The organism is Oceanobacillus halotolerans, from assembly GCF_010993955.1.
GTDB classification, from domain to species: Bacteria; Bacillota; Bacilli; order Bacillales; family Amphibacillaceae; genus Oceanibacillus_A; species Oceanibacillus_A halotolerans.
In genome coordinates this window covers 491-26,433 of record NZ_WIXL01000021.1, presented here as the reverse complement: position 1 = coordinate 26,433, position 25,943 = coordinate 491, and the positions used below count along the sequence as shown (strand labels likewise).

The following is a 25,943-nucleotide window of genomic DNA, read 5'->3' as shown; positions in this document are numbered from 1 at the left end:
TCCCCCGCGGAAAGCGTAGTGTTTTTCCGTAGCGAAGCTATGTGCATATCCTAACTACTGCGCATAATATTGATTATGCGTCATAGAAAACAACAAAATATGTGAAAAGATTCTTAGTTAATAAAAGCACACTATCAGAATATCATTTCTATATGGGAATTAAAATAGGTTTGTTTCTATCTATTTTACATAATATTATTATGGTAAACTAATTCATTGGTATAAATAAAAAACCTTTGATAGTAAAAATACTACCAAAGGTTTTAAATGTAAAATTAAACAGGGTAAACACCGTGTTTTCTTTCTGTGAAGGTTACATATTTAGTCTCATATAGTTCAAATCGTTTTACTAGCTCATTCCTTAAATGATCTGGATCTACAATAGCATCAATAACCATTTCAGAGGCTAATCGATAAATATCAATATTATTCTTATATTCCTCCTGTTTCTCTTTGATAAATGCAGGTCGTTCTTCCTCGGGCAGTTCTGCTATTTTGTTTGCATAAACGGCATTTACGGCTGCTTCAGGTCCCATAACAGCAATTTGCGCAGTTGGTAGGGCTAAACAACAATCTGGTTCAAATGCTGGACCTGCCATAGCATACAGCCCTGCACCATAAGCTTTACGAACAACCACGGAGATCTTAGGAACTGTTGCTTCACTCATCATTGCTAACATTTTGGCACCATGTCGAATAATACCAGCACGTTCTACTTTCGTACCAATCATAAAGCCTGGTATATCCATTAAGAATAATAATGGAATATTAAATGCATCACATAACTGGATAAACTTCGCCGCTTTATCTGCAGAATCCGGAAACAGCACTCCACCTTTCATTCGTGGTTGGTTTGCAATAATTCCAACTGATTTACCGTTCATACGAGCTAACCCTGTAATAATTTCAGGGGCAAATTTCTTTTTAATTTCACAAAAACTATTCTCATCAATAATTCGGTTGATTAAGTCATACATATTAAAGGCTGCATTTTGATTTTCGGGTATAATATCGGAAATTGATTTTTCAGCAGCTTTGACTTCTCTAGGTTGTATAGCGTTTGGCTTCTTACGAAAATTGGATGGAAAATACTGTAAATAATTGCGAGAGTATTCAATTGCCTCTTCTTCTGTTTTAACTAATACATCTCCTACACCAGATACAGAGCAATGCATATTTGCTCCACCCATTTCTTCTAAGGTTACTTTTTCACCAATTACTTTTTCAGCCATTCGAGGTGAGCCTAAATACATGGAAGCATTTCCATCTACCATGATGACAATATCACAAAATGCAGGGATATAGGCCCCACCTGCTGCAGAAGGACCAAATAGAAGACAAACTTGTGGCACACGCCCAGATAATTTTATTTGATTATGAAAAATACGGCCAGCACCTCTTCGGCCTGGAAACATTTCAACTTGATCCGTAATTCGGGCTCCTGCTGAATCTACTAAATAAAATATAGGGATTTCTAGTTTTTCTGCTGTTTCTTGAATACGGATAATTTTTTCAACCGTTCGTTTTCCCCATGATCCCGCCTTAACCGTTGAATCATTTGCCATAACACAAACGGATTGGCCATTTATCCTTCCAATTCCAGTCACTACACCGTCTGACGGTAAATCTTCTTCCATACAGTTTGCAAAAAATGCATCTTCTACATCTATATCCTGATCAAATAATAATTCCAATCGCTTACGTACAAATAGTTTTCCTTTTTCTTTATTTTTTTGGTGATATTTTTCTTGTCCACCCTTTTCAATTTGTTTTATACGTTTATGTAAGGTATCTATATAATCCATTAAGAGACCTCCTGCAATTATTTTCCTTCATATACTGGCTTTCTTTTTTCTTTAAATGCTTGTAAACCTTCTAATCGATCTGATGAAAAAAGTGTTTTCGTGTAACATAAATGCTCAATTTCTAAACCAGTTGTTATATCCGTCTGAAATCCTTGATTAATAGCTTTCTTAGCTTGTTTTACAGCAATTGGCCCATTCTTACTAATAGCATGTGCGAGCTTCATGGCGTGTTCGATTAGCTGTTTAGGTTCTGTTAATTCTTCCACCAAACCTATTTTGAAGGCTTCTTCTGCTGTAACTGGCTTAGCAGTATAGATTAAGCGTTTTGCCTGTCCAAGTCCTATTAATCGAGACAAGCGTTGTGTTCCCCCTGCACCAGGGATGATAGCTAGGGATGTTTCGGTTAATCCCATTTTACTTTGTCTAGAAGCGATTCGGAGGTCACAAGCGAGTGCTAGTTCAAGCCCCCCACCATATGCAGCACCATTTATAGCAGCAATTACAGGGACAGTTATCCTTTCAATAGAGGTGGCTATCCTGCTAATGGATCGAACAGATTCCATTACTTCAGTTTCTGACATTCCTTTTCTCTCTTTTAAATCCGCACCTGCACAAAAGGCTTTTTCTCCAGCACCAGTTATAATAACGCAACGAACGTCCTCTTCTTGATTTAATTGATGGATACAATTGTTAAATTCATCTATCACTGATCTGGATAAGGCATTTGCAGCATTCGGACGGTTAATTGTAATAATAGCAATATGATCATTTTCTAAATCCCAGTTAACAAACATGCTCATCTTTCATTCACTCCTATATCAATGCTAGGTGACAACGAAATTTTCGTTAACCCTCTATAACTGCGATGACATCTCCTTCATTAACAAAATCCCCTTCCGACACCTTTATTTCCTTGATTGCCCCATCTTGTTCAGCTGGAATTGGAATTTCCATTTTCATAGATTCTAGTATAACAACATCTTGTCCTTCTTTTACGACATCACCTTTATTTACGGTTATTTTCCACACGCTTCCTGCCATCGTTGCCTTCAATTCTTGCATGTTAATTCCCCCTTATCATTATTTATTTAGTTGATTTTCAACAAATGTTGTTGTGATATTCCCTTTCCGAAATGCTTCATGATCCAGTGTTTTTAAGAGCATCGGTATATTCGTTTTAATTCCTTCAACCTTATAGTGCAGTAATGCTTCCTTTAATCTATTAACGACAAGTTCTCGACTTTCACCTTTCACTATTAATTTACCAATCATCGGATCATAAAAAGGTGTCACATCATAATTCTCTGTTACCCCTAGTTCATGGCGAATATAATCTTCTTTTGGAATAGAAAATGTATGAATATGTCCTGGTGATGGAAGGAATGTTTTTGGATCTTCTGCATAAATTCTTGCTTCCATTGCATATCCAGATATGTTTAGATCTTCTTGTTTTATGGTAAGTACTTTTCTATCTGCAATTTCGATTTGTTTTTCTACTATGTCTATTCCAGTAATTTCTTCTGTGATCGGATGTTCTACTTGAATACGTGTGTTCATTTCTAAAAAGTAAAAGTTTTCCTTTTCATCGACCAAAAATTCCACTGTTCCAGCGTTAGTGTATCCTAAGGACTTTGCTGCTGTTATAGCAGCCTCTCCCATTTTAGTTCGAGTCTCTTGTGATAAACATGGGCAAGGTGCTTCTTCTATTACTTTTTGATTCCTACGTTGAATGGAACAATCCCTTTCAAATAAATGAATCACGTTTCCAAAATGATCAGCTAAAAGTTGAATTTCGATATGTCTAGCATTTTCTATCTTTTTCTCCATGAACATGGCACCATTTCCAAAGAAAGCTTGAGCTCGTTTCGCATTACTTTCAAAAGATTTTACAAGATCTTGCTCATTTTGTACTACTTGCATTCCAATGCCACCTCCACCATGGGAAGCTTTTAACATGATGGGATATCCAATTGATTGTGCAATATTTATTGCCTCATCTATATTGTTAATTGCCTCTTCTGTCCCAGGTATTACGGGTACTCCTGCCTGCTGCATCAGGTTTCTTGCTTTAATTTTACTTCCCATCTGTTCGATTGCCTTTTTGGGAGGTCCAATAAATGTAATGGATGCTTCTTCACATTTTTCCACAAATATACTACTCTCACTTAAAAAGCCGTAGCCTGGGTGAATGGCATCAACGTTTGTTTTTCGCGCAATAGAGATGATTTTATCGATATTTAAATAACTCTCTTGTACACGAGGGCCGCCTAACAAATGCTTTTCATCGGCCATATTAACATATGGTGCTTTCTGGTCTGCTTCAGAATAAACAGCAACTGTAGTGATTCCTAATTGTTTACAAGTACGGATGACACGAGCTGCAATTTCTCCTCTATTTGCTATTAATATTTTTTTGATCATATACTCCCCCCCTAACATAAAATCTATTTCTAGCAACCTAATTGTCTAGCAATGACAAGACGCTGTATTTCAGATGTTCCCTCGCCAATTTCTAGAAGCTTGGCATCACGTAAATATCGTTCTACTTCAAATTCCCGCATATATCCATACCCACCATGTATTTGAATGGCCTCATTTGCCGCACGAAATGCAGTTTCTGTAGCAAACAGCTTTGCATATGCAGCTTCTTTGGTAAACGGTTTTTGATTATCTTTTAGCCATGCAGCCTTATAGACCATATTTCTAGCTAATTCCACTTCCATCGCCATATCTGCTAACTTAAATTGAATTGCTTGAAAATTGGAAATGGATGCTCCAAATTGTTTTCTCTCCTTGGCATAGGTAAGCGCTTTATTTAAAGATGCTTGAGCTAACCCCACACCTAAAGCCGCAATGGAAATTCTTCCGCCATCTAATGTGTACAAAAATTGTTTAAAACCTTTTGTTGGATCACCTAATAAGTTTGCTTTAGGGACACGCACATTATCTAGGATAACTTCTGCTGTATCAGACCCTCTAACTCCCATTTTGTCGTAATTACTCGTAATGGTTAGTCCTTCCGTATCAGTAGGAACGATAATAGCGGAGATAATGTCTTTCCCACTGTCACCTTTACCTGTTAAAGCGGTTACAATTATTGTTTTAGCAAAGCTGGCATTCGTGATAAAACATTTTTCTCCATTAATAATATAATCAGTACCATCCTCTACTGCTGTCGTTTTTGTTCCTCTTGCATCAGATCCAGCATTTGGCTCGGTCAATCCAAATGAGCCTAATGCCTTGCCTTCTGCTAATGGTTTCAAATATGTTTGCTTTTGTTCTTCTGTTCCAAAATAATAGATGGGACTTGCACCAAGAGAAACAGCAGCAGCATAACTAAGGCCAGTACTACCACAGACTTTTCCAATTTCTTCAACTGCAATTGCGTAGGATATAGTATCACCATCTGAACCACCATAGCGTTCAGGAAACGGAATACCTAATAACCCCAACTCTCCCATTTCTTTGAAGATATCAATTGGAAATTTTGCCTCTTTGTCAATTTCTATTGCTCTCGGCTTAATTATTCCTTCTGCAAAATCTTTAACCATCTGTTGGATCATTTGTTGTTCCTTCGTTAGTTCAAAATCCATCAAAACCCCCCCTTATTTAACATAAAGCTGTATTCTAAAAATTTTTGCTTTTACCAATATGAATCTTAATGAATAGTTGATATATAATGCGACACAATCAACCGCTCCAGAAATACACTACGCTTTCTGCAGGCTCGCGCTGAGACTCCTCGCTTCACAAAGAACGCTCACTGTGGAGACTCGAATGTCTTCGATGTCCTGCACGCTGTCCTGCAGGGGTCTTCGTGTTTTTTCGCTAGTTTTGTATTATTCTACTTTTTACCATTGTTGTTACTAATACGATAGCTGATTGGAGCGAGGGCAGTCGACCACTAAGGAAAAAACAACAACTGAAAACCCCGCTGGAATCGGGTTTGGCTACCGAAAGTCTAGCTTCGACGGACAGGACGTGCTAGTACTGGCGTTGCGATTGACCTGACGGTTTTAGCCAGTGAGACTCAACAGGACATCCTATTGCCAACAGACATAAGGACGCACGTGTTTTCAATGGCCAGCACTTACCCACTCGTGGGTCTTTAGTCAATCCTCCATTGTGCGGCGAAGAGTGCCACGTAGAGGATATCAGCTTAAGCTTGGCAGATAAGAAAAACTTTCTTACTGCATAAGTGCAACTAAGGCTTTCGCCACTCGGCGACAAGCCAAGTTTTCTAATCGGTGGTGACCAAGGCACTTACGCTTTTCTACCCGTGGAAGTTAAAAGCGTCTGTCCGCAGCAAGGAAACACTGTGAAAACGAATAAGTTTGAACAGCTGTCGCACTTGTGCCCATGGTGAAAGCAACTGTCCAGAGTGGAAATCAAAGATTCTTATTATGTCGCATTTTATATCATCTACGAGAATAACAAAGTGTTCGAAAATAGTTTTACATAAAAGACCGACTGGTTGGTTTGTATATAGCGACAATATTTGGTTACGCAATTACAGTCCTAACATATGTTTTCGAGGATAAGCTGTTTCACTTAATATCGCATGAAGCAGCAAATCAATATAGACATCACTAATCTCATCTATCGTTTTCGAGCCGTCCCTTTTAAACCATTTATATGTCCAATTAACCATACCCAAAATTGCCATACTAGTTATATCGGTAGGAATATCACGACGAAATTCTCCACGCTTTTTTCCTTCGTCAATGACTGCAATAATAATATTTTTAAACTGATCTCTTTTCCGCTTTATTAACTTCTTATATTTAGGTTGTAAGTAATTACTCTCTTGGTAAAAAACAGCTATGTGTGATTTGTATAGATCAAACACTTTTACAAAATCATTTACAATGGCTTGAAGTTTTTTTGTAGGAGTCTGATAGGTGTTGGTTGCAATGGTTGCTTTTTCTAAAGCATATGAAATGAATGCGTCATGAATGACAAATAATAACTCATCCTTTGATGTGAAATGGTGGTAAAAGCCCCCCTTTGATGTTCCAACATTTTCTACAATATCATTCACTGATACACCATGATAACCATGTTGTTCAAATAAAACTAAAGCAGATTGAATGATACGATTACGTAAATCCGTTCTAACCCCTCCTCTCTCCTCATTACCTATACCTTATCATACTTTTCTGAATATAGGAAGTGTTTTCATAGTTGGGTTAGGTCTTCATGTGGGAGAATGCATTACTCAAATGTAATGAAAAAACGCAGACAATTAATGTCTGCGTTTTCTTCCATACTAGTTAGGAATCATCATTTTCATTAAATGGTTTTTCATAATGGGCATCTTTCCATACTTCTTCTACTTCACCTTCATTATCTGTATCGATCACAAAGGAACCATTACTAGAACGATCACTGGTACTTAATTCTAATGGAAATAATTGATGAGTTTTTCCATTAGTTGTTATAAAATTAATCGTGTCATTTTCACCGATCACATAAAACCCAACCACACGATGAGGTTTTTGTTTTAATTCCCGAAGCATTGTAAGTCCACGTTTTGCTCGATTTGATTTTTCAAACTGTCGTAATGTCATTCGTTTAGAAGCACCACGCTGTGTTAGAAGAAATATGGATGGGTCGCTTAGCTCATCAAATGCTTGGCCATTTACCACATATTCATCCTTTTTCAACTGGATTGCTTTAACCCCAGCTGCTCGTTGACCAACAACAGACACTTCGGATTCATGATACCATAATCCAAATCCCTTATTAGATACAATAAAAATATCAGCATGTCCATTCGTTAACTCAACATTTACAACTTCATCGTCTTTTTTTACATTTAAAGCAATTAATGTTTTAGAATAGCGTTGTGCATTATATAGCACTAATTCACTACGTTTGATCATGCCATTTTTCGTAAAGAACACTAAGTAGTGATCTTCAGAAAACTCACGAATTGGTATACATTTTACAATTTGTTCATCTTTGTCCATTGTTGTCAAATTGGATAAATGCTGCCCTGTATCCTTCCAACGAATATCAGGTAGTTCATGAACTGGTATTGACACATATTTACCTTTATTTGTAAACAATAATAATTTATCTGTTGTATTCATCTCGACTAAGCCAATTATATGGTCATCCTCTTTTTTTGCAAAGCCTTCCCCATTTGAAGCGGAATAAGAGCGCAAACTAGTACGTTTAATATAGCCATCTTTTGTAACGGAAACAAGAACATCCTCACTTGCGACCGTTACTTCCAAATCAATTTTTAAGGTTTCTATTTTCTTCTCAATTTCGGTTCTTCGTTTATCCATGAAGGTTTTTTTCAATTGTTTTAAATCCTTCTTAATGGTTTGATATAGCTTTCTTTCACTACCTAAAATAGATTCTAATTCTTCTATTTGCTTCCGTAACTCACTTGCTTCTGCTTCTAATGAAGTAATATCTGTATTTGTTAATCGATATAACTGTAGCATCACAATAGCTTCTGCTTGGGGTTCGGTAAAATCAAACTGCTTCATTATACGTTTTTTAGCATCCTGTTTGTTTTCACTAGAACGGATAGTTGCTATTAGTTCATCAAGCACCGAAACAGCTTTAATCAACCCCTCTACAATATGAGATCGATCTTTTGCTTTACGTAAATCATATGTTGTGTGACGCGTTGTGACTTCTTTTTGATGCTGTATGTAGGAGTCAAGTATAGATAGCAAGGATAATCGTTTTGGCGTTCTATCTTGTATAGCTACCATGTTAAAATGGTACGTTATTTGTAATTCTGTATTTTTATACAAATAATTAAGGATTCCTTCACTGTTTACATTCTTTTTCAGCTCTACGACAACCCTTAGTCCAGTACGGTCTGTTTCATCCCGTACTTCTGCAATTCCTTCCACTTTACGGTCAATTCGCAATTCATCCATTTTCTTGACCATACTTGCTTTATTGACTTCATATGGAATTTCATCAATCACAATTTGCTCACGGTTTCCTCGAACTGGTTCAATTTTTGCTTTTCCTCGAACAACTACTTTACCCTTTCCTGTTTCATATGCTTGTCTAATTCCTTCCACACCTTGAATAATGCCACCTGTAGGGAAATCTGGTCCTTTTAATACGGACATTATTTCATCAATACTAACATCAGGTTTATCCATCTTCATAATAACGGCATCAATAACTTCTCCCAAATTATGTGGCGGAATATCAGTTGCATAACCAGCAGAAATACCAGTTGAACCATTAACTAGAAGGTTAGGAAATCGAGCTGGCAGTACAACAGGTTCATCAATTGTATCATCAAAGTTTGGTATATAATCCACTGTTTCTTTTTCAATGTCACGTAGCAATTCTGAGGCGATCTTAGATAGTCTAGCTTCTGTGTAACGCATTGCAGCAGGTGGGTCTCCATCAATACTCCCATTATTACCGTGCATTTCAACTAAACCATTGCGGACCTTCCAATCCTGACTAAGTCGGATCATTGCTTCATATACAGATGAGTCACCATGTGGATGGTAGTTACCAATTACGGTCCCAACTGTTTTAGCAGATTTACGAAAACTTTTATCATGTGTATTTTTTTCCTGATGCATGGCATATAGTATCCTACGTTGTACTGGTTTTAATCCATCCCGTGCATCTGGTAGTGCTCTATCTTGAATAATATACTTACTATAACGACCAAATCGATCTCCAATAACTTCTTCTAATGGAAGATCTAAATATTTCTCTTGTTGAGTCAAGACAGTCCCCCCTGTTTATTCATATTCTATTATGCTTTACTACGAATGAATATTTTCATTTTCTAAAATACTTGCATCTTCTTCAAGCCCGAATGCTACATGACCTTCAATCCATTTTCGCCGAGGTTCAACTTTATCCCCCATAAGTGTAGTGACTCTACGTTCTGCTCTAGCTAAATCATCAATCGTAACACGAATTAAAGTTCGTGTTTCCGGATTCATGGTTGTTTCCCATAACTGATCGGCGTTCATTTCACCAAGCCCTTTATAGCGTTGGATGGTGTAGCCATTTTTGAACTCGTTTATCGCCTTTCGCATTTCATCATCGTCCCAGGCGTATACAATTTTTTCTTTTTTTCCTTTTCCTTTTGAAATCTTATAGAGTGGTGGCAATGCAATAAAGACCTTTCCAGCTTCTACCAAAGAACGCATGTAGCGGTAAAAGAATGTAAGCAATAATACTTGGATATGTGCACCATCCGTATCGGCATCCGTCATAATTACAATTTTATTATATTGGACATCTTCTAGATTGAAGTCTCCTCCTACACCTGCACCGATGGTATGAATAATCGTAGAGATTTCTTCATTTTTAAATACATCTTCTAGTTTCGCTTTTTCAGTATTAATCACTTTCCCGCGTAACGGTAATACTGCTTGAAATTTACGATCTCTTCCTTGCTTCGCTGATCCACCAGCTGAATCTCCCTCTACTAAATATAACTCATTTTTCTCAGCATTTCTTGATTGAGCAGGGGTTAATTTTCCACTTAATAACGCATCTTTACGTCTTTTTTTCTTTCCAGATCTAGCATCCTCCCTTGCTTTTCTTGCTGCTTCACGAGCTTGTTTTGCTCGAATCGCTTTTTTAATTAACGTTGTTGCAATATCAGGGTTTTCTTCTAAAAAGTATGCTAGTTTTTCAGAGATGATAGCATCTACTGCAGATCTTGCTTCTGAAGTACCTAGTTTACTTTTCGTTTGACCTTCAAATTGAAGTTTTTCCTCTGGGACTCGAACGGAAATAATAGCAGTGAATCCTTCTCGAATATCTGTGCCTTCTAAGTTCTTATCTTTATCCTTAAGTAAGGATATTTTTCTAGCATGATCATTAAACATTCTTGTAATAGCTGAGCGTGCACCAGATTCATGTGTTCCACCATCTTTTGTACGAACGTGATTAACAAAGGATAGCATACTTTCTGCAAATCCATCATTGAATTGAAAGGCAAAATCCACCTCAATTCCTTGATTTTCCCCTTCAAACGAGACGACTGGATGAAGTGTATCTTTTTCTTCATTTAAATAATTTACAAAAGCCTCTAACCCATCTGGGTATTCGTATATTTCTTTAACATCTGTACGTTCATCTTTAATTTCTATTTTTAAGCCCTTTAATAAAAAGGCTGCTTCTCGTAATCGTTCTGTAAGGGTATCGAAATTATAGGTGGTAGTAGAAAAAATGCTTGGATCTGGTTTGAAATGAATAATTGATCCAGTTTTTCTGGTTGGACCTTTATTTTCCAATTCACCAACAGGGTGACCACCCTTTTCAAATCGTTGAAAGTAGATTTGTCCATCTCGAAAAGAAGTTACTTCTAACCATTCCGATAATGCGTTAACAACAGATGCACCTACTCCATGTAGGCCACCACTTGTTTTATAGCCTCCTTGCCCGAATTTTCCACCAGCATGGAGAATGGTAAAAATAACTTCAATAGTAGGTTTTCCCGTACGATGAATTCCTGTGGGTATTCCCCGTCCATGATCCTGTACAGAAATACTATTGTCTTTATGTATCGTTACATTAATGGTATCCCCAAATCCTGCAAGTGCCTCATCTACTGCGTTATCAACAATTTCAAAAACTAAATGATGTAGCCCACGGAGATCTGTACTACCAATGTACATACCTGGTCTTTTACGAACCGCATCAAGTCCCTCTAGAACTTGTATGGATTCATCTGTATATTGTAATGATTGTTTCGACATGTATTGCACTGTCCCCTTTCCCAACCCATTTCTATATTTCTTTTCTTGAACCATCTATTATTATCATAGAACGAATGTTTGTAAATGTAAAATAGAGATACAAGTTTATGACCACTAAAGGATGACTACACAGTTAGTCATCCTTTGGTGTGCACCGTCATTTAACTAATAATGAATGTAATACCTTTATACAACGATCCATTATAACGGTAAAATTATGTTCCTTTAAATAGTGAAAAGCTTCTTCATTTACAATTCCTTGTTGCGCCCAGAAAATGTTACAGTTCGTTTGTACCGCATCTTTTGCGATATCCGTGAGATACTCAGGTCTTCTGAACACATTAATAATATCAATTTGATCTGGAACTTCTAAAAGTGATGGATAAGCTTTTTCTCCTAATACTTCGTCTATGGTTGGATTTACTGGGATAATCCTATAACCGGATTCCTGCATAATCTTGGATACCTGATAAGAAGTACGGTCAGGATTATTCGATAATCCTACAACTGCTATCGTTTTAGACGATTCTAGAATTTCTTGCATTACTTCATTTGAGGGATTTTCCCATGCCATTATGTCATCACCTTTTCTATTTTAAATGATAAGATTGTAAACGTCCCTTCTTTTGCTACATTATACGGTGTTGTTTTTTTAGAATCAACATCTAAAATAATAGATGTGACATTTTATAGTATTTTTCTTGACAACTTCGTGATAAAATGAATGAGCAAGCGTTGACAGTATGAAAGGTGTACTTGTATATTATTTTAAACCAAAAAAAACTAATTATAGAATAAAGGTAGGCTAGTAATATGGATTATATCATATTTGCAATTATTGCTTATTTATTAGGCTCAATACCATCTGCTCTGGTTATTGGTAAAATGATTTATAATATTGATGTAAGAGAACATGGAAGTGGAAACTTAGGGGCAACAAATGCTTTTCGTGTGCTTGGTATAAAGGCAGGAATATTTGTCACCTTAATTGATATCCTGAAAGGAACTGCTGCTACTATTATACCAGTTTTATTTGCTGCAGAGGTATATCCTTTAATAATTGGTATTTTTGCTGTGTTAGGTCATGTGTATCCGCTTTTCGCTAAATTCAAAGGTGGGAAAGCTGTAGCAACCTCAGGTGGATTAATACTTGGTGTAAGTCCAATATTATTTGTCATTATGGTAGCTACTTTTCTGCTAGCATTGTATATCTGGAAATATGTTTCCTTAGCATCTATGCTTACTGGTATTGTTTCTACTATAATGGCATTATTGTTACAGGAGGATGTTGGATTAATTATTATCTTGTCACTATTAACTGTATTTGTTATTTACCGTCATAGGGAAAATATAAAACGGATTAAGAATAAAACAGAACCAAAAATAAAGTGGATGTAACTGAAATCAACCAATTGAATATTTAATTTATCTGAAGTATACTTTTTATTAGTCCATTAAAGAAAGGGGACAAAATCGATCATGAATCGACCAAATACAATTGCAAAATCATCATTACCAACAAAAAGTGAACGACATAAATTATTTGGTTCTGTAGAGCCAGGACCGAAAACTAAGCCAGTTGAGAAAAAAGACATGGCAGATTTACAAAATACAAAGAAGGACTTTTTGTTTCATATAGATGCTGTCGGAATTACAAATGTAAAGCATCCAGTCATCATTCATAGTAAATTAAATCCGACAAATCAAACTAGCATCGGGACATTCCAGTTCACATCAAGTATTGATCAATCAAGTAAAGGAACCAATATGAGTCGTTTTACGGAACAATTAAGTGTTTACCATGAACAGGGCTTTCCTGTTGATTTTACGACATTAAAGGAATTTACAAAAGATTTAGCAGAACGATTAAAACAGAATGACGCATCTATCACTGTTTCTTTCCCATGGTTCTTTGAACGAAGGGGTCCACAATCTGATCTAAAAGGACTTAACCACGCTGAGGCGAGTATAACCGTAACTTATGATAAAATAAAAGGCTATGAGTTGAAGGCTCAACTTTCAGGTTTAGTGACTACATTATGCCCTTGTTCGAAGGAAATTAGCGAATATAGTGCCCATAATCAACGTGGACAAGTTAAAATGGAAGTAATATTAGATAATGATTTTGATGAGGCAACTTATGATTGGAAAGAAATACTATTAGAAGCTGCTGAAAGTAATGCAAGCGCACGATTACATCCCGTGCTAAAACGGCCTGATGAAAAAATGGTTACTGAACAAGCATATGAAAATCCGCGATTTGTAGAGGATATGGTTCGTTTAGTTGCCGCTGACTTATATGAGACACCAATAGTACAAGCATTTCATGTATCCTGTCAAAATGAAGAATCTATTCATATGCATGATGCAATTGCATCAATTTCATATGATAAACGTACTATGTAGATGAATCAAAAAGGGTGCAGCTAACATGAAGTATTTGTTGATTGGGATTATTAGGTTTTACCGGAAATTTATTAGCCCGATAAAACCGCCTATATGTCGTTTTTATCCAACGTGTTCTGCATATGGATTAGAAGCTATTAAGCGGTTTGGTGCAATTAAAGGCGGCTATCTAACGATTAGAAGAATTAGTAAATGCCACCCTTTTCATCCTGGTGGTATTGATCTTGTACCTGAAAAAGATAAACCAGAATAAAAAGGCATTCATACCATGCCCTTTTTATTCTGTTTTTTTATTGTTTGCTAAAGATTGTTGACTTGTACAACATAGCTTGTTCAACATAGCTTAATAAATAGTTTATAAATTATGCGACGTAAAGTTTAGTATGCCTTCCTCCATCTTTAAAAAGGTGAGTGCTAAATCAACACTGCGGAAAACACTCGCTTTTACCATGGGCACAAGCGCGACATCTCTGTTCAAACTCACTCTGGTCGTTTTCACAGTGTCTTCTTTGCCGCGGGGAACGCTTCAGACTGTTCTTTTCCTAGCGAAGTGTTTTTCCGTAGCGGTAATTAGCTAAAACTTTATGTCGTACAATATAGAAGATGGGACGTTAAAAACAGCAAAGTGTGGTAACTTATAAGTTAAATTTATCAATATGGTCTTCTAGTTTTTCCTTTTTCAAAATCTCCTTCTGCTTATCACCAAATAAGTCAAAATGTGGAAAGTCTTTATCATCGTGTATCCATTCTGGTTGTAAGTTATAGTAAGTTCCCCATTTTATTAGCTTTTCCCGATCAATACAACCAACTTTTGTTACTGTATAGCAACCAGGGAAGCGATCATCGAGCCAATAATGTGTTAAAAATGCAATTTCTCCATTCTTTACTTTCTTTTTCCATTTATGTAATTCCGCTTTTTTTAAACCAAATGCCATTAGGATCCCTCATTTAATTGTGCTTTGTATGCATGGTGCCAATCAGGAAAAGCTTTACGTAAGGATAATGGACGAAATGAGTCTTTTTTGACAATGACATGTTTGGTTGTTCCACTTACTGCAACATTGTTATCTTTATCCAAAATATGATACCCATAAACAGTACGAATCCCATCATAGGACTCCAACCAAGTTTGAACTGATGTTTTCTCACCATATCGAATTGGTTTTTTAAATGATATATTGGCATCTACAACAGGAGAAACTACATTATGCTTTTCCATGTCATTATAGTTAAAACCTAAATGTTCTATATATTTTGTCCGGCCAATTTCAAACCATATTAAATAATTTGCATGATAAACAACGCCCATTTGGTCTGTTTCTTGATACCTAACCTCGATTGGTGTTGTAACTTTTTTCATTTTATTTCCCCTCCATCTTTTAATATTTTATCACATTTAAATAATTTACTCTTTGTTAAGAGCTTTTCCGGGTCTTTGATAAAAAAAGAAGCCTCAAATCATTAACTGATTTGAGGCAACAACTCTTTATTTAGTGCTGATCATGGTACTCATCACGTATTTCAGCTCGCATGCCTTCAATAGCTTCTTCACGACGTTTATTTTTCTCTTTAATTTGTTCTTTTTCTTCCCCTGAAGCAAACTTCATTGTCTCATGCGCTTCTTCAATATTTTGAATAGTATTCTGTACCATGTCCTGCAGCTTTTCTACATTATCGCTACGATCATCTGGTTTGGGTGTCTTATCATGTTGACTCATCGTTTACGCTCCTCCCAAGTGAGAAATATCAAATAACCCTAGTTATTATGGGTCATATTTATTGTTTGAAGGGTAATATAAAATATACAAAAAACAGGGATAAAACCCTTTGAAAAATGGGCATCATCCCCGTTTTGTTAATTTTCTTCTGCAGTTCGTTGGTCGGTTTGATTGATTTTGGTTTCTAAATTTTCTTCAATTTGATTTAATAATTCTTTATCTTTTAGGATTTGTTGACGGTTTTCTTGTACTAATTCATCAAAAGACACTTTCTTTTTTAATGAAATGGTAATCAGCTCCTTTTTTAGCAGATAGGAAAGTATAAAAAACTTTCCTCCTGCATAAGTGCAACTAAGGCATTCTCCATTAAAGGCTTGGCGAATGCCAAGTTTTCTAAAAGCTAGTATTACCAATTCTTTGGAATTTTATGCCATATATAACAAGAGTCTGACTATACTATGAATAAGGCCATGTGATTGTAAGGAGACATTAACAGAAGTTCCTTATAATGAACTTACAAAGTTCCTACCTCAAGGGTGTTAATTATTTCTTAATCAAGAGCATTCATCATTTCTTCCATAAAGCTTTGTGTCATCGGACCAATTTTTCTAGGCTGTTGGATGACTCCATCAGTCCCAATAAAATAAGTTGTTGGAATGGTAATAGCACTATATAAATCATTACTAACTGAATTTTCTTCTTTTTTATCTAACAAGATTGGATAAGTGTAATTATACTCGTCAATAAACTCCTTAACATCACTGTCTTTTGCTTCTGACCAAGTTAAGTTAACCGCAACAATTTCCACTTCATCTTGATATTTTTCATAAAAAGTTTGCATTTCAGGCATCTCTTCTTTACAAGGAGGACACCAAGTTGCCCAAAAATTAAGAAATACTTTTTTCCCCCGTAAATCTGACAAGCGTATTGTTTCCCCAGACAATGTTTCTAGTTCAAAGTCTGGTGCTTGATTGCCCTCCTTTAATCCCTCAGGTGCATCTAAAACAGAAGCTTCCGTTGTAACTTCTAGATTAGTGCTTTCATTTGAGCGATTTAGATCAAGTACATTATAACTTAAGATCCCTAGTAATAATACCAAACCTACTGTAGCAATTATTTTTTTATACATGGAGTATCTCCTTTTAAAAGCAAATTCTTATCGTTACATCTATATAGTAGGTATATTTTTATATAATGTAAAGCACATTAGAAAATGTTCAGAAAACGTTCAGAGAATGCCAATTAGTTTTAAGGTTGGTTTTCTAAAAAATTGTTGCTTTCTAGTATGAACATCTTGTATATAAGGTGTATTATACGTTTGAACAGATGTTGCTCTTGTGCCCATGGTGAAAGCGAGTGTTTTACGCTGCGGTGGTTTAGCACTCATCCTATAAGGGATGATAAGGAAACATATTAAAACTACTGCACATAATATAGATTATGCGTCGTAGAAAACAGCAAAGTATGCAAAAAGTGCCGATTTAAAAAATGAAAATGAACCATATAAGAAAAACTCGCATTCGCCCGTCCTTTAGCGAATACGTTAGTTTTTCCTATACTTGGGATAAAAAATGTTATACTTTCCTAACGTGTAAAAAAGCAGTGATTACACTATAGTGTAATCACTGCCGTTTCATTAAGCTTCTAATTTGTTACGTAAAACCATTTGTAAGATACCACCATGGCGATAGTAATCTACCTCAACATCACTATCGAAGCGTGCAACAGCTTTAAACTCTGTTGTATTTCCATCCTCATCAACTGCTTTAATGTTCACTAAATCATGCGGTTTTACACTTTCGTCAATTTCAATATGGAAAGTTTCTTTACCAGTTAAGCCAAGTGAATCAGCACTTTCTCCTTTGACGAATTGTAATGGTAATACACCCATCATAACAAGATTGGAACGGTGAATACGTTCAAAGCTTTCGGCAATTACCGTTTTAATTCCGAGTAAGTTTGTACCTTTAGCAGCCCAGTCACGAGATGATCCCATACCATAATCTTTACCACCGATGACAATTAAGCCTGTACCATCTTCTTGATATTTCATGGCAGCATCATAAATAGGCATTACATCACCAGTTGGCCAGTAAGTAGTATAGCCGCCTTCTGTTCCTGGTGCTAAAAGATTACGGATACGAATATTAGCAAATGTACCGCGCATCATAACTTCATGATTACCACGACGAGAACCATAAGAGTTAAAGTTACGTGGCGAAACTCCTTTATCTTGTAAATACTTTCCTGCTGGCATATCTTTTGCAATGGCTCCTGCTGGTGAAATATGGTCTGTTGTAACAGAATCACCAAATTTACCAATAGCACGTAAGTCATTTAAAGATTCTACCGTACCAGCTTCTTTTGATAATCCTTCAAAGAATGGAGGGTTTTGGATATAAGTTGAATCTTCATCCCATTCAAATAAAGGTTCATCAGTTGTTTGTATTTCATTCCATTTTTCATTGGAATCAAATACATTTTCGTATTCTTTACGGAAAATTTCTGGGTTTACAACAGTACTCACTTCTTCTTTTATTTCATCCATTGCTGGCCATATATCATTTAAGTAAATAGGATTACCGTCCGCATCAGTACCTAAAGCATCTTCCGTTAAGTTAATATCCACCGTACCTGCTAATGCATAGGCAACAACTAATGGTGGAGATGCAAGATAATTTGCTTTTACTAATGGATGAATACGGCCTTCAAAGTTACGGTTACCAGATAATACAGAAGAAGCTAGTAAATCATTATCCGCAATAGCTTTTTCAATTTCTTCACGTAACGGACCTGAGTTACCAATACATGTTGTACATCCATACCCAACTAAGTTAAATCCTAATTCATTGAGATATTTCATTAAACCAGAATCTTCTAAATAACGAGTAACTACTTTTGAACCTGGTGCTAATGAAGTTTTAACATACTCAGGTACTTGAAGTCCTTTTTTCACAGCGTTTCTAGCTAAGAGACCTGCACCTAACATGACATATGGATTAGATGTATTGGTACATGAAGTAATCGCCGCAATCGCTAATGCACCTGTTTTCATGACAGATGTTTTTCCATTTGGATGCTCTACTTTTACTTCTTTATCAAATTCTTTTTTATCCAAACCAAAGCCTTGATTACCTTCAGGTGCTGTTACGGCTTTATTGAATTCTTTTTGCATATTTGATAATGAAATTAAATCTTGTGGACGTTTAGGACCTGATAAGTTTGGTTCTAACTCCGATAAGTTAATTTCAACAAGCTCTGTGTATTCAGGATCTTCTTGATCTGGTGAATACCATAAATCATTTTCTTTGCAATATTTTTCTACTAGTGCAATTTGTTCTTCACTGCGTCCAGTTAGTCGCAAGTAGTTTAGTGCTTCTGCATCTACCGGGAAGAAACCACATGTTGCACCATATTCCGGTGCCATGTTTGAGATAGTAGCACGATCCGCTAATGGCATATCACTAAGTCCTGGTCCGAAATATTCAACAAATTTTCCAACTACATTTTTCTCACGGAGTACTTGTGTAACTTTTAATGCTAAGTCTGTTGCAGTAGTTCCTTGTGGAAGGCTTCCAGTAAACTTAACACCAATTACTTCAGGTGCTGGAAAATAGGAAGGTTGGCCTAGCATACCTGCTTCCGCTTCAATTCCACCTACACCCCAACCAAGTACACCTAAACCATTAATCATGGTAGTATGAGAGTCTGTTCCTACTAGTGTATCTGGGAATGCATCATACTCACCACTTTCATTTTCCAATGCATGAACAACATTCGCAATATATTCTAAGTTTACTTGGTGTACAATACCAGTTGCAGGTGGTACTGCACGGTAGTTGTCAAAGGCTTTTTGTGCCCAGTTAAGAAATTCATAACGCTCTGCGTTACGTTCAAATTCAAGTTCCATATTAGCTTTTAAGGCATTCGCTGTACCATATTGATCTACTTGTACTGAGTGATCAATTACTAAATCAACGGGTACTTCGGGATTAATTTTATCAGGTTCTCCACCCATATCAACCATTGCTTTGCGTAATGAAGCAAGGTCAACCACTGCTGGAACACCTGTGAAGTCTTGCAAAATAACACGAGAAGGTTTAAATGGTACATCTACACCATTATTTTCTTTTCCCCATTCAGCTAATCCTTTTACATGTTCATCTTTAATTACTCGTCCATCATGTTGGCGAATAAGTGACTCTAACAAAACACGAACAGAAAATGGTAGACGTGACACATTACCTAATCCCAATGATTCTACAGCTTTTAATTCGTAGTAATTATACGTTTTACCATTTAAATCAAACTTACGTTTTGCATTAAACGTATTTTCTCCCATGTATTCTTACCCCTTTCAGTTCACTTTTGTCTTGTTGTTTACCAAACTTTTCTTGCTGACAAAAGCGATCTTATTTTCTTATGCTCTTAATCTAGTAGTCTTTCTACATAAAAGTATAAGATTCAACATCCATAATATATCTTAAATCAAAAGACCGTATAAAACAAATGATTATAGCAATAAACTATATAGTAAAAAATTATGTAAAGTGATAAGTAAAAATTATATATCGATATATCCAATTAATGGCTAAACTTATACTATACGAATTAGACTACTAGTGTTGAATCGGTAATTCAATTCGAAACGTACTTCCCTTTTTCTCATTACGCATAATTTCAAGCTTACCATCATGTCGTTCCAAAATTTGCTGCGTTATCATTAGGCCTAAACCAGTGCCATCTTGCTTCGTTGTAAAAAACGGCTCCCCTAACTTATGTATAATCTCCTCTGGTACACCAGGCCCTTCATCCACAACATCAACTGCAATCGTTTTATCTTCTTTCGTTGCTGTAACTTTTATTTCCCCACCATTTTCCATTGCTTCTATTGCATTTTTTATTAGATTGATAAATACTTGTTTAATTTGTGATCGATCACAGTATATAGTTATGTTAGAAGCTACATCATAGCGTATAATAATGTTTCGTAATTTTGCTTGTGGCTTTAGCAAAGCCACTACGTCATCAAGCATTTGTTGAAGTGACTCCTCTTGCTTATACTCAGTGAGTGGTTTTGAAATATATAATAATTCTGATGTAATGGTTTCCATTTTTTCAATTTCATCAACCATAATTTTATAGTATTCTTTTTTATGATTAACACCTGCCTGCAATAACTGCAAAAAGCCTTTTAACGAGGTTAATGGGTTCCGAATTTCATGTGCAATACCTGCAGCAAGTTGTCCAGCAACAGACATCTTTTCCGAACGAATCATCAATTCTTCTGCTTCTTTTTTTTCCGTAATATCTTTTAGGATAGAAACTAGAAACGTTCTGTTTGATTCAGGATCAGAAACTCTTCCAGTAGAAGATTGGAGCCAAACCAATTTGCTATCTTTCGTACGCATATGAAACATAAATAATTGCAACTCATCTGAGTCTTTATCAAAATATTTTCTTATATTACTGAGGTCATCCTCTGAAATTTTGTCATAATAGGAAGTCCCCATTAATTCCGACGGCTGATACCCTAAGACATCTTCCACCGTCTTTGATACATAAATTAGATTACCCTTTTCATCACAAATGGTAATAATATCATTGCTGTTATGCTCAATCCATTGCAATATAAATGAAGGGAGACTTGACAAATCCATCAAATGGTGAAGATCGCTATTCACTTTAGGTGATGTAACTTCTTCTTTTTTCGTGGAAACGATATTGCGATATCTTTCGTTATCATACTCCATAAAAATACCCCCTTTGTCGAACTATCACAAAACCTTTACCCCTACATTCATAAATATGACATAATATATTAAAATATGATACTTGTTCACCTAATACAAACCGAATATAATAAATATAGTATCATTTGTATGTAATTATATTATATTATATTCAATAGATGATTTATGTTTCAATTTGTAACAAAATGTTATAAAGGCATTCCATGTAATGGTACTATAAATAATATAAAAAATAAATCTTTTGTAAAATTTACTTTCTAAAAATGAAAATTAGTAATAGAGACTGGGTGATAAAATGTCTGAACTAGTGGATTATCTTATTATTTTATGGGGTTTTATAATGATTGGCTTAATGGCTATTGGTGGTTTCTTTATGTTCCGCAAATTCTTAAAGCGAATGCCAAAACAAGATGGGAAATCGACACTTGATTGGGAAGAATATTATATGGAGAAAACGAGATCGATGTGGGAAAAGGAGGAAAAAGTACTATTAGAAGAATTGGTATCACCCGTACCAGAATTATTTCGAGATGTAGCCAGACAAAAAATAGCTAGTAAAATTGGTGAATTAGCACTAAAGCAGAATAAAAATAAGATTACACGTGAAGTGTTGATAGAGGGTTATATTTTAGCAACACCAAAACGTGACCATAAGTTTCTTCGGAAAAAATTAAAGGATAAAGATATTGACGTAACACCATATGAACCCCTTTTTAAAAGAGCAAAAGCTGACTATGAAACTAACTGGCAAGTTCGTTATAAAAATAAATAAACCATGTACTTTAAGTACATGGTTTATTTATACCTCCATTATTCTAACTTTTTTTCCAATTGTTTAAATTTATATAGCATGGCTAATCTCCAAGCAAGGATCATTCCAAAAGCGATTAAAAAGAACATACCACTTGTTTCCCCAAAAGAGATTGTGCTACCTATGATTATTTTCATAATAATTCTAACTGCCAATAAACCAAATAAAATAACGATAAACGCTTTAGAAGGTATTAAATAGATTTGACCCTTGTGGATTTCGAATTTAGAGGTTTTAATTAGAAAAATCGAAAAGATAATTCCGACGCTCAATGATTCCAAAACCTGAATCCATCTTACCTGAAAGACTGGAAAAAGAAACATGAAGGCACCTGTACTCATAAACAAGGGTGGCAATATTATTCGTTTAATACTAGTTGGTCTTTTGGATGATCTTAAGCGAATGAAAATCATTACAACAGCCATAAACATCGCAACAATGGTACTAGCCACTATCCAAAACATAACCATATCACTCTTTCTGGTAAACAATTTCTAGCGCTTAATGGATAGTGAACTTAGTCTGTTCAACACTCTTTAACAGCGCTTTGTTTTTAGACTAGTTACTTGTTATTTTTTCACACTTGTCCAACACGCGATTTATTGTTTCTAATACCCGATTTTCATCAAAAGGTTTTACAATAAAATCTTTTGCACCTAGTTCAATTGCCTCTACTACTACTTTTTGTTGTCCCATTGCAGAACAAACAACAATTATTGCATTAGGATTGATTTCCCGTATAGCTTTGATCGCTTCAATCCCGTTCATAACTGGCATTGTAATATCCATTGTTACTAAATCTGGTTGTAATTCTTTATATTGTTGGACAGCTTCCTCCCCATTAGATGCCTCACCAACAATTTCATGTTTTTCTTTTTTTAAAATATTTCCGATTGTAACGCGCATAAAATTTGCATCGTCAACTACAAGTACTCTAGCCATCAATTATTCCCCCATTAGTTATTGATCATTTGCAATTGATAAAATAATTGTAATTGTTACTCCCAAAACCGTTAAATAAACGCCTATATCAAATAACATTGCTGTAGCAAGTTCAATTTCGCCAAAAAATGGAAACATAAAATAATCATATGTATGTGCTAGAAATGGTTGTTGGAATAAGAAGGCTCCAAAACCAGTTAGAACCGCCACAAGTAATCCGATCGAAATTAATGTACGAAAATTAATTGGTAAAATTTTCTTCATTACTTCTGTTCCATAGGATATATACATTAGCACAATTGCTGCAGCAGTCATTAATCCCCCTACAAACCCGCCTCCTGGAGCATTATGTCCTGCAAATAATAAATATACCGCAAAACCTAGCAAAATAAAAGCGATTAATGAGGTTGTTGTACGTAAGATAAGATTATTCGGTTTATACATAACAAATACCCCTTTACTTCGTTTGTTTCATAATAATATCATAATACAATGCAAATGAAAAATACACTTTAAAAACCGTAAAATCCAAATAATCCAGCTAAATAGGATGTGAGTTTTGTCATCCAATCAAAAAATAACGCTATACCCATAAAAATCATAATGTATCCTCCGATTTTAACAAACCGATTACTGTTTCGTTTAATCCACTGCATCTTCCCAATGAAAAAGGCCAGTAATAAAAATGGGATAGAGAATCCTAATATATAACTGATCATCATAACCATCCCAACTTCTGGATTGGTTGCTGCCAATGAGAGGACAATAGCAAGTATCGGACCTGTACATGGTGTCCAGCCTAAGGAAAAGGCCATCCCGATCAAAAAGGAACCAAAAAAGCCAGCTGGTCGATTTTTAAAGGTTATTTTTCTATCTTTCATAAGAAATTCAAAATTAAAAACTCCTACAATGACAAGACCGAAAAAGATAATTAAAATAGCACCTAATTGTCTAATAATATCTTGGTATGTTAATAAAAACTCAGAAATAAATGATGTCGTAAAACCAATCATTATAAAAATGCTTGAAAATCCAAGTAAAAAGAATATGGTATGTAATAAGCTTTTGTTATTCAGTTTCTTATTATCATCTTTTATTTCACTAACACTCATACCCGTTATATAGGATAGAAATGCTGGATATAAAGGTAATACACAAGGGGATATAAAAGATAAAAAACCTGCACCAAAAGCGAGAAATATGTTTATTTCAGACATAATAATCCTCCTATTATAATAGCTTCTCCTATTTTAACAGAAGAAAGACATAAATTAGTGTATGGAATATGACAATTATCCGAAATTTCCCCTTTGCATTTATAGGAAGAAATACGTATTATGCTGAAATTACACTCATATGGAATAAAGTGTATCTTCAATCAGTTGAGGGTGACTCGACATGATTACTAGCTAGGTTATACTATGTGGAAATTTATGTAAAAAAACACCCCAGTAAATCACAAGGGGTGTTGGCATGCGGTTTATTTTCCTTGTTGTTGGTTGTTCATTGCACGCATCATTTGATTGATTTTTTTCTGGGATGGCTTTTGCCCCATTTGCATCATTAAAGTACGAAGCATTTGCTCATTAATTGGTGGGTTTTTCTTTAAATAATTCATCATATATTTTCTAGCAATAAAAAATCCAAGAGCAACACCAGCAATCAACGTTGCAATAGCTATTAGTACGACCCAAATCACGTCCATTTAAAGATTTCCTCCTTCATGTTGTCTCTCATACAGTATAGTAAATCAAAGGCAAGAATACAATACTTGTTCTAATTTTTGCTCTCGCTCATTCTTTACAGGTGATATCCAACCATAGTCTTCTAAATCATTACTAATAATAAATAAATACGGGTGAAACAAGCGCAAAATAGGAAATAATAGAACTTCCGCCTCATGTAACACTTCACAACGAAATTTTATATGTTTTTCGAAAATATGTAAAGAAATAAAGTGTCCATTCATCGAAATTTCTATGTAATTATCTCTTCGGTTTATTTGTGCATTTTGGTGGTGGTCTACGATATTATTAATAAGAGAATCTACTGGAAAGGTATTTGTTATATAGTGATATTGTTTGATTAAATCTGTTCGGTTACTATTGAATTGATATTCTTTTAAGAATCGATATAAAATATCACTCTTATAGTAAAAGTGATTTGCAACATTTTCTTTCATCCAAAAGACAGAATATGCTTTCACTAGTATCCCTCCATTTCATTTATATTTTATTATACAGTTTTCTAATAAAATATATGTCACAACGCGGTATAAAATACCACTAGTTTTGTCGAAGGGTTATGAATAATAGTATCAATTATTGTAAGTCGTTCACTTACCTTAGAAAAAAGGCTCTTTTCGCATTCTTTGTTGGTTTAGCACTCATCTTATAAGGAATGAAGTATATCATGTTAAATACTTACTGCGCATCATATATCAACTGTGCATTAAGATTTATACTTAAAAAAGCAACAACCTTTTAGAAAACAGCCTAGAGAAAACATTAAATTACATAGCAACACATGCTAATAAAAACCATGAAAAACCCAGTAACGAGAGATCATCATTACTGGGGTTTCTCTATTATTTCACTAGTGATTCTACATGTTGGACTACATTATCAACAGTAAAGCCATATTCTTGCACCACTTTTTCTCCGTTTGCGGAAGCCCCAAAACGATCAATGCCAAGAATAATACCATTATCGCCTACATAACGCTCCCAGCCGAAGGAAGATCCCATTTCAATTGCAACTCTATTCTTCACACTTGGTGGGATGACGTTA

General features: G+C 35.3%; 27 protein-coding genes. 4 read left to right on the top strand and 23 right to left on the bottom strand.

What is annotated here, in order from left to right; genetic code table 11:
- Nucleotides 1–275 precede the first annotated feature (275 nt).
- From GHC26_RS15525 to GHC26_RS15485, 9 genes are all read right to left on the bottom strand, one after another.
- Complete coding sequence (locus GHC26_RS15525; RefSeq protein ID WP_163972167.1) at nt 276–1,805, bottom strand: acyl-CoA carboxylase subunit beta; 1,530 nt, start codon at nt 1,803–1,805, stop codon at nt 276–278.
- Nucleotides 1,806–1,822: 17 nt separating this feature from the next.
- Nucleotides 1,823–2,605, bottom strand: a complete 783-nt coding sequence (locus GHC26_RS15520) for an enoyl-CoA hydratase (RefSeq protein WP_163972166.1) — start codon at nt 2,603–2,605, stop codon at nt 1,823–1,825.
- A 46-nt stretch (nt 2,606–2,651) separates the two neighbouring features.
- The gene (locus GHC26_RS15515; RefSeq protein WP_163972165.1) at nt 2,652–2,867 is read right to left on the bottom strand and encodes an acetyl-CoA carboxylase biotin carboxyl carrier protein subunit; all 216 of its coding nucleotides are present in this window, start codon (nt 2,865–2,867) and stop codon (nt 2,652–2,654) included.
- 18 nt (nt 2,868–2,885) lie between these two features.
- Complete coding sequence (locus GHC26_RS15510; RefSeq protein ID WP_163972164.1) at nt 2,886–4,226, bottom strand: acetyl-CoA carboxylase biotin carboxylase subunit; 1,341 nt, start codon at nt 4,224–4,226, stop codon at nt 2,886–2,888.
- A 29-nt stretch (nt 4,227–4,255) separates the two neighbouring features.
- Entirely contained in the window at nt 4,256–5,398 is a 1,143-nt protein-coding gene (locus tag GHC26_RS15505) for an acyl-CoA dehydrogenase family protein (RefSeq protein ID WP_163972163.1), read from the bottom strand.
- 917 nt (nt 5,399–6,315) lie between these two features.
- On the bottom strand, nt 6,316–6,897 hold the full coding sequence (locus tag GHC26_RS15500; protein WP_318937156.1) for a TetR/AcrR family transcriptional regulator: 582 nt from the start codon (nt 6,895–6,897) through the stop codon (nt 6,316–6,318).
- A 181-nt stretch (nt 6,898–7,078) separates the two neighbouring features.
- Complete coding sequence (gene parC / locus GHC26_RS15495) at nt 7,079–9,532, bottom strand: DNA topoisomerase IV subunit A (RefSeq protein ID WP_163972162.1); 2,454 nt, start codon at nt 9,530–9,532, stop codon at nt 7,079–7,081.
- Between the two features lie 39 nt (nt 9,533–9,571).
- The gene (gene parE / locus GHC26_RS15490; protein WP_163972161.1) at nt 9,572–11,524 is read right to left on the bottom strand and encodes a DNA topoisomerase IV subunit B; all 1,953 of its coding nucleotides are present in this window, start codon (nt 11,522–11,524) and stop codon (nt 9,572–9,574) included.
- A gap of 157 nt (nt 11,525–11,681) precedes the next feature.
- Entirely contained in the window at nt 11,682–12,098 is a 417-nt protein-coding gene (locus GHC26_RS15485; protein WP_163972160.1) for a CoA-binding protein, read from the bottom strand.
- A 239-nt stretch (nt 12,099–12,337) separates the two neighbouring features.
- Here GHC26_RS15485 and plsY point away from each other — a divergent pair, with 239 nt between their 5' ends.
- The 3 genes from plsY to yidD all read left to right on the top strand — a co-directional run bounded on the left by plsY (nt 12,338) and on the right by yidD (nt 14,183).
- Nucleotides 12,338–12,922, top strand: coding sequence for a glycerol-3-phosphate 1-O-acyltransferase PlsY (plsY, locus tag GHC26_RS15480; RefSeq protein ID WP_163972159.1), 585 nt, complete (start codon nt 12,338–12,340; stop codon nt 12,920–12,922).
- 81 nt (nt 12,923–13,003) lie between these two features.
- Entirely contained in the window at nt 13,004–13,930 is a 927-nt protein-coding gene (gene folE2 / locus GHC26_RS15475) for a GTP cyclohydrolase FolE2 (protein ID WP_163972158.1), read from the top strand.
- A 25-nt stretch (nt 13,931–13,955) separates the two neighbouring features.
- Complete coding sequence (gene yidD / locus GHC26_RS15470) at nt 13,956–14,183, top strand: membrane protein insertion efficiency factor YidD (RefSeq protein WP_163972157.1); 228 nt, start codon at nt 13,956–13,958, stop codon at nt 14,181–14,183.
- A gap of 382 nt (nt 14,184–14,565) precedes the next feature.
- Here yidD and GHC26_RS15465 read toward each other — a convergent pair whose 3' ends face one another.
- From GHC26_RS15465 to GHC26_RS15435, 7 genes are all read right to left on the bottom strand, one after another.
- Nucleotides 14,566–14,865 (bottom strand): hypothetical protein, encoded by a 300-nt coding sequence (locus GHC26_RS15465; protein ID WP_163972156.1) that lies wholly within the window; start codon nt 14,863–14,865, stop codon nt 14,566–14,568.
- Entirely contained in the window at nt 14,865–15,290 is a 426-nt protein-coding gene (locus GHC26_RS15460; RefSeq protein WP_163972155.1) for an acyl-CoA thioesterase, read from the bottom strand. The genes GHC26_RS15465 and GHC26_RS15460 overlap by 1 nt, the downstream gene beginning before the upstream one ends.
- Before the next feature lie 130 nt (nt 15,291–15,420).
- Nucleotides 15,421–15,648 carry a small acid-soluble spore protein Tlp gene (gene tlp, locus GHC26_RS15455; RefSeq protein ID WP_163972154.1) on the bottom strand — a complete coding sequence of 76 codons (228 nt, stop codon included), beginning with the start codon at nt 15,646–15,648 and terminating at the stop codon, nt 15,421–15,423.
- Between the two features lie 137 nt (nt 15,649–15,785).
- Nucleotides 15,786–16,061 (bottom strand): FbpB family small basic protein, encoded by a 276-nt coding sequence (locus GHC26_RS16000; RefSeq protein ID WP_226376966.1) that lies wholly within the window; start codon nt 16,059–16,061, stop codon nt 15,786–15,788.
- Between the two features lie 137 nt (nt 16,062–16,198).
- Nucleotides 16,199–16,777 (bottom strand): redoxin domain-containing protein, encoded by a 579-nt coding sequence (locus GHC26_RS15445; RefSeq protein WP_163972153.1) that lies wholly within the window; start codon nt 16,775–16,777, stop codon nt 16,199–16,201.
- A gap of 507 nt (nt 16,778–17,284) precedes the next feature.
- Nucleotides 17,285–19,990, bottom strand: coding sequence for an aconitate hydratase AcnA (gene acnA, locus GHC26_RS15440; protein WP_163972152.1), 2,706 nt, complete (start codon nt 19,988–19,990; stop codon nt 17,285–17,287).
- 277 nt (nt 19,991–20,267) lie between these two features.
- A complete protein-coding gene (locus GHC26_RS15435; RefSeq protein WP_163972151.1) occupies nt 20,268–21,401 on the bottom strand; it encodes an ATP-binding protein in 1,134 nt (377 codons plus the stop codon).
- 295 nt (nt 21,402–21,696) lie between these two features.
- Here GHC26_RS15435 and GHC26_RS15430 point away from each other — a divergent pair, with 295 nt between their 5' ends.
- Nucleotides 21,697–22,173, top strand: a complete 477-nt coding sequence (locus tag GHC26_RS15430; RefSeq protein ID WP_163972150.1) for a DUF2621 family protein — start codon at nt 21,697–21,699, stop codon at nt 22,171–22,173.
- A gap of 38 nt (nt 22,174–22,211) precedes the next feature.
- Here GHC26_RS15430 and GHC26_RS15425 read toward each other — a convergent pair whose 3' ends face one another.
- From GHC26_RS15425 to GHC26_RS15995, 7 genes are all read right to left on the bottom strand, one after another.
- Nucleotides 22,212–22,676, bottom strand: a complete 465-nt coding sequence (locus GHC26_RS15425; protein WP_163972149.1) for a CcdC family protein — start codon at nt 22,674–22,676, stop codon at nt 22,212–22,214.
- A 94-nt stretch (nt 22,677–22,770) separates the two neighbouring features.
- Nucleotides 22,771–23,154, bottom strand: coding sequence for a response regulator (locus GHC26_RS15420; protein WP_163972148.1), 384 nt, complete (start codon nt 23,152–23,154; stop codon nt 22,771–22,773).
- Nucleotides 23,155–23,172: 18 nt separating this feature from the next.
- Complete coding sequence (locus GHC26_RS15415) at nt 23,173–23,598, bottom strand: Na(+)/H(+) antiporter subunit B (protein WP_163972147.1); 426 nt, start codon at nt 23,596–23,598, stop codon at nt 23,173–23,175.
- A 68-nt stretch (nt 23,599–23,666) separates the two neighbouring features.
- On the bottom strand, nt 23,667–24,371 hold the full coding sequence (locus GHC26_RS15410) for a cytochrome c biogenesis CcdA family protein (protein ID WP_163972146.1): 705 nt from the start codon (nt 24,369–24,371) through the stop codon (nt 23,667–23,669).
- 263 nt (nt 24,372–24,634) lie between these two features.
- Nucleotides 24,635–24,859 carry a YneF family protein gene (locus GHC26_RS15405; protein WP_163972145.1) on the bottom strand — a complete coding sequence of 75 codons (225 nt, stop codon included), beginning with the start codon at nt 24,857–24,859 and terminating at the stop codon, nt 24,635–24,637.
- A gap of 45 nt (nt 24,860–24,904) precedes the next feature.
- On the bottom strand, nt 24,905–25,360 hold the full coding sequence (gene sirA / locus GHC26_RS15400; RefSeq protein ID WP_163972144.1) for a sporulation inhibitor of replication protein SirA: 456 nt from the start codon (nt 25,358–25,360) through the stop codon (nt 24,905–24,907).
- Between the two features lie 381 nt (nt 25,361–25,741).
- Nucleotides 25,742–25,943, bottom strand: a 202-nt coding sequence (locus GHC26_RS15995; RefSeq protein WP_226376965.1) for a transketolase-like TK C-terminal-containing protein, incomplete at its 5' end; no start/stop codon positions are given.

What these genes read in the sequence shown, in the direction of transcription:
- GHC26_RS15445 (WP_163972153.1), bottom strand. Translation starts at nt 16,777, where the DNA reads ATGTATAAAAAAATAATTGCTACAGTAGGTTTGGTATTATTACTAGGG.
- tlp (WP_163972154.1), bottom strand. Translation starts at nt 15,648, where the DNA reads ATGAGTCAACATGATAAGACACCCAAACCAGATGATCGTAGCGATAAT.
- GHC26_RS15420 (WP_163972148.1), bottom strand. Translation starts at nt 23,154, where the DNA reads ATGGCTAGAGTACTTGTAGTTGACGATGCAAATTTTATGCGCGTTACA.
- plsY (WP_163972159.1), top strand. Translation starts at nt 12,338, where the DNA reads ATGGATTATATCATATTTGCAATTATTGCTTATTTATTAGGCTCAATA.
- yidD (WP_163972157.1), top strand. Translation starts at nt 13,956, where the DNA reads ATGAAGTATTTGTTGATTGGGATTATTAGGTTTTACCGGAAATTTATT.
- acnA (WP_163972152.1), bottom strand. Translation starts at nt 19,990, where the DNA reads ATGGGAGAAAATACGTTTAATGCAAAACGTAAGTTTGATTTAAATGGT.
- folE2 (WP_163972158.1), top strand. Translation starts at nt 13,004, where the DNA reads ATGAATCGACCAAATACAATTGCAAAATCATCATTACCAACAAAAAGT.
- GHC26_RS15405 (WP_163972145.1), bottom strand. Translation starts at nt 24,859, where the DNA reads ATGGACGTGATTTGGGTCGTACTAATAGCTATTGCAACGTTGATTGCT.
- GHC26_RS15430 (WP_163972150.1), top strand. Translation starts at nt 21,697, where the DNA reads ATGTCTGAACTAGTGGATTATCTTATTATTTTATGGGGTTTTATAATG.
- GHC26_RS15515 (WP_163972165.1), bottom strand. Translation starts at nt 2,867, where the DNA reads ATGCAAGAATTGAAGGCAACGATGGCAGGAAGCGTGTGGAAAATAACC.
- GHC26_RS15410 (WP_163972146.1), bottom strand. Translation starts at nt 24,371, where the DNA reads ATGTCTGAAATAAACATATTTCTCGCTTTTGGTGCAGGTTTTTTATCT.
- GHC26_RS15525 (WP_163972167.1), bottom strand. Translation starts at nt 1,805, where the DNA reads ATGGATTATATAGATACCTTACATAAACGTATAAAACAAATTGAAAAG.
- parE (WP_163972161.1), bottom strand. Translation starts at nt 11,524, where the DNA reads ATGTCGAAACAATCATTACAATATACAGATGAATCCATACAAGTTCTA.
- GHC26_RS15415 (WP_163972147.1), bottom strand. Translation starts at nt 23,598, where the DNA reads ATGTATAAACCGAATAATCTTATCTTACGTACAACAACCTCATTAATC.
- GHC26_RS15485 (WP_163972160.1), bottom strand. Translation starts at nt 12,098, where the DNA reads ATGGCATGGGAAAATCCCTCAAATGAAGTAATGCAAGAAATTCTAGAA.
- GHC26_RS15425 (WP_163972149.1), bottom strand. Translation starts at nt 22,676, where the DNA reads ATGTTTTGGATAGTGGCTAGTACCATTGTTGCGATGTTTATGGCTGTT.
- GHC26_RS15435 (WP_163972151.1), bottom strand. Translation starts at nt 21,401, where the DNA reads ATGGAGTATGATAACGAAAGATATCGCAATATCGTTTCCACGAAAAAA.
- GHC26_RS15520 (WP_163972166.1), bottom strand. Translation starts at nt 2,605, where the DNA reads ATGAGCATGTTTGTTAACTGGGATTTAGAAAATGATCATATTGCTATT.
- GHC26_RS15460 (WP_163972155.1), bottom strand. Translation starts at nt 15,290, where the DNA reads ATGAAAAAAGTTACAACACCAATCGAGGTTAGGTATCAAGAAACAGAC.
- GHC26_RS15505 (WP_163972163.1), bottom strand. Translation starts at nt 5,398, where the DNA reads ATGGATTTTGAACTAACGAAGGAACAACAAATGATCCAACAGATGGTT.
- GHC26_RS15465 (WP_163972156.1), bottom strand. Translation starts at nt 14,865, where the DNA reads ATGGCATTTGGTTTAAAAAAAGCGGAATTACATAAATGGAAAAAGAAA.
- GHC26_RS15510 (WP_163972164.1), bottom strand. Translation starts at nt 4,226, where the DNA reads ATGATCAAAAAAATATTAATAGCAAATAGAGGAGAAATTGCAGCTCGT.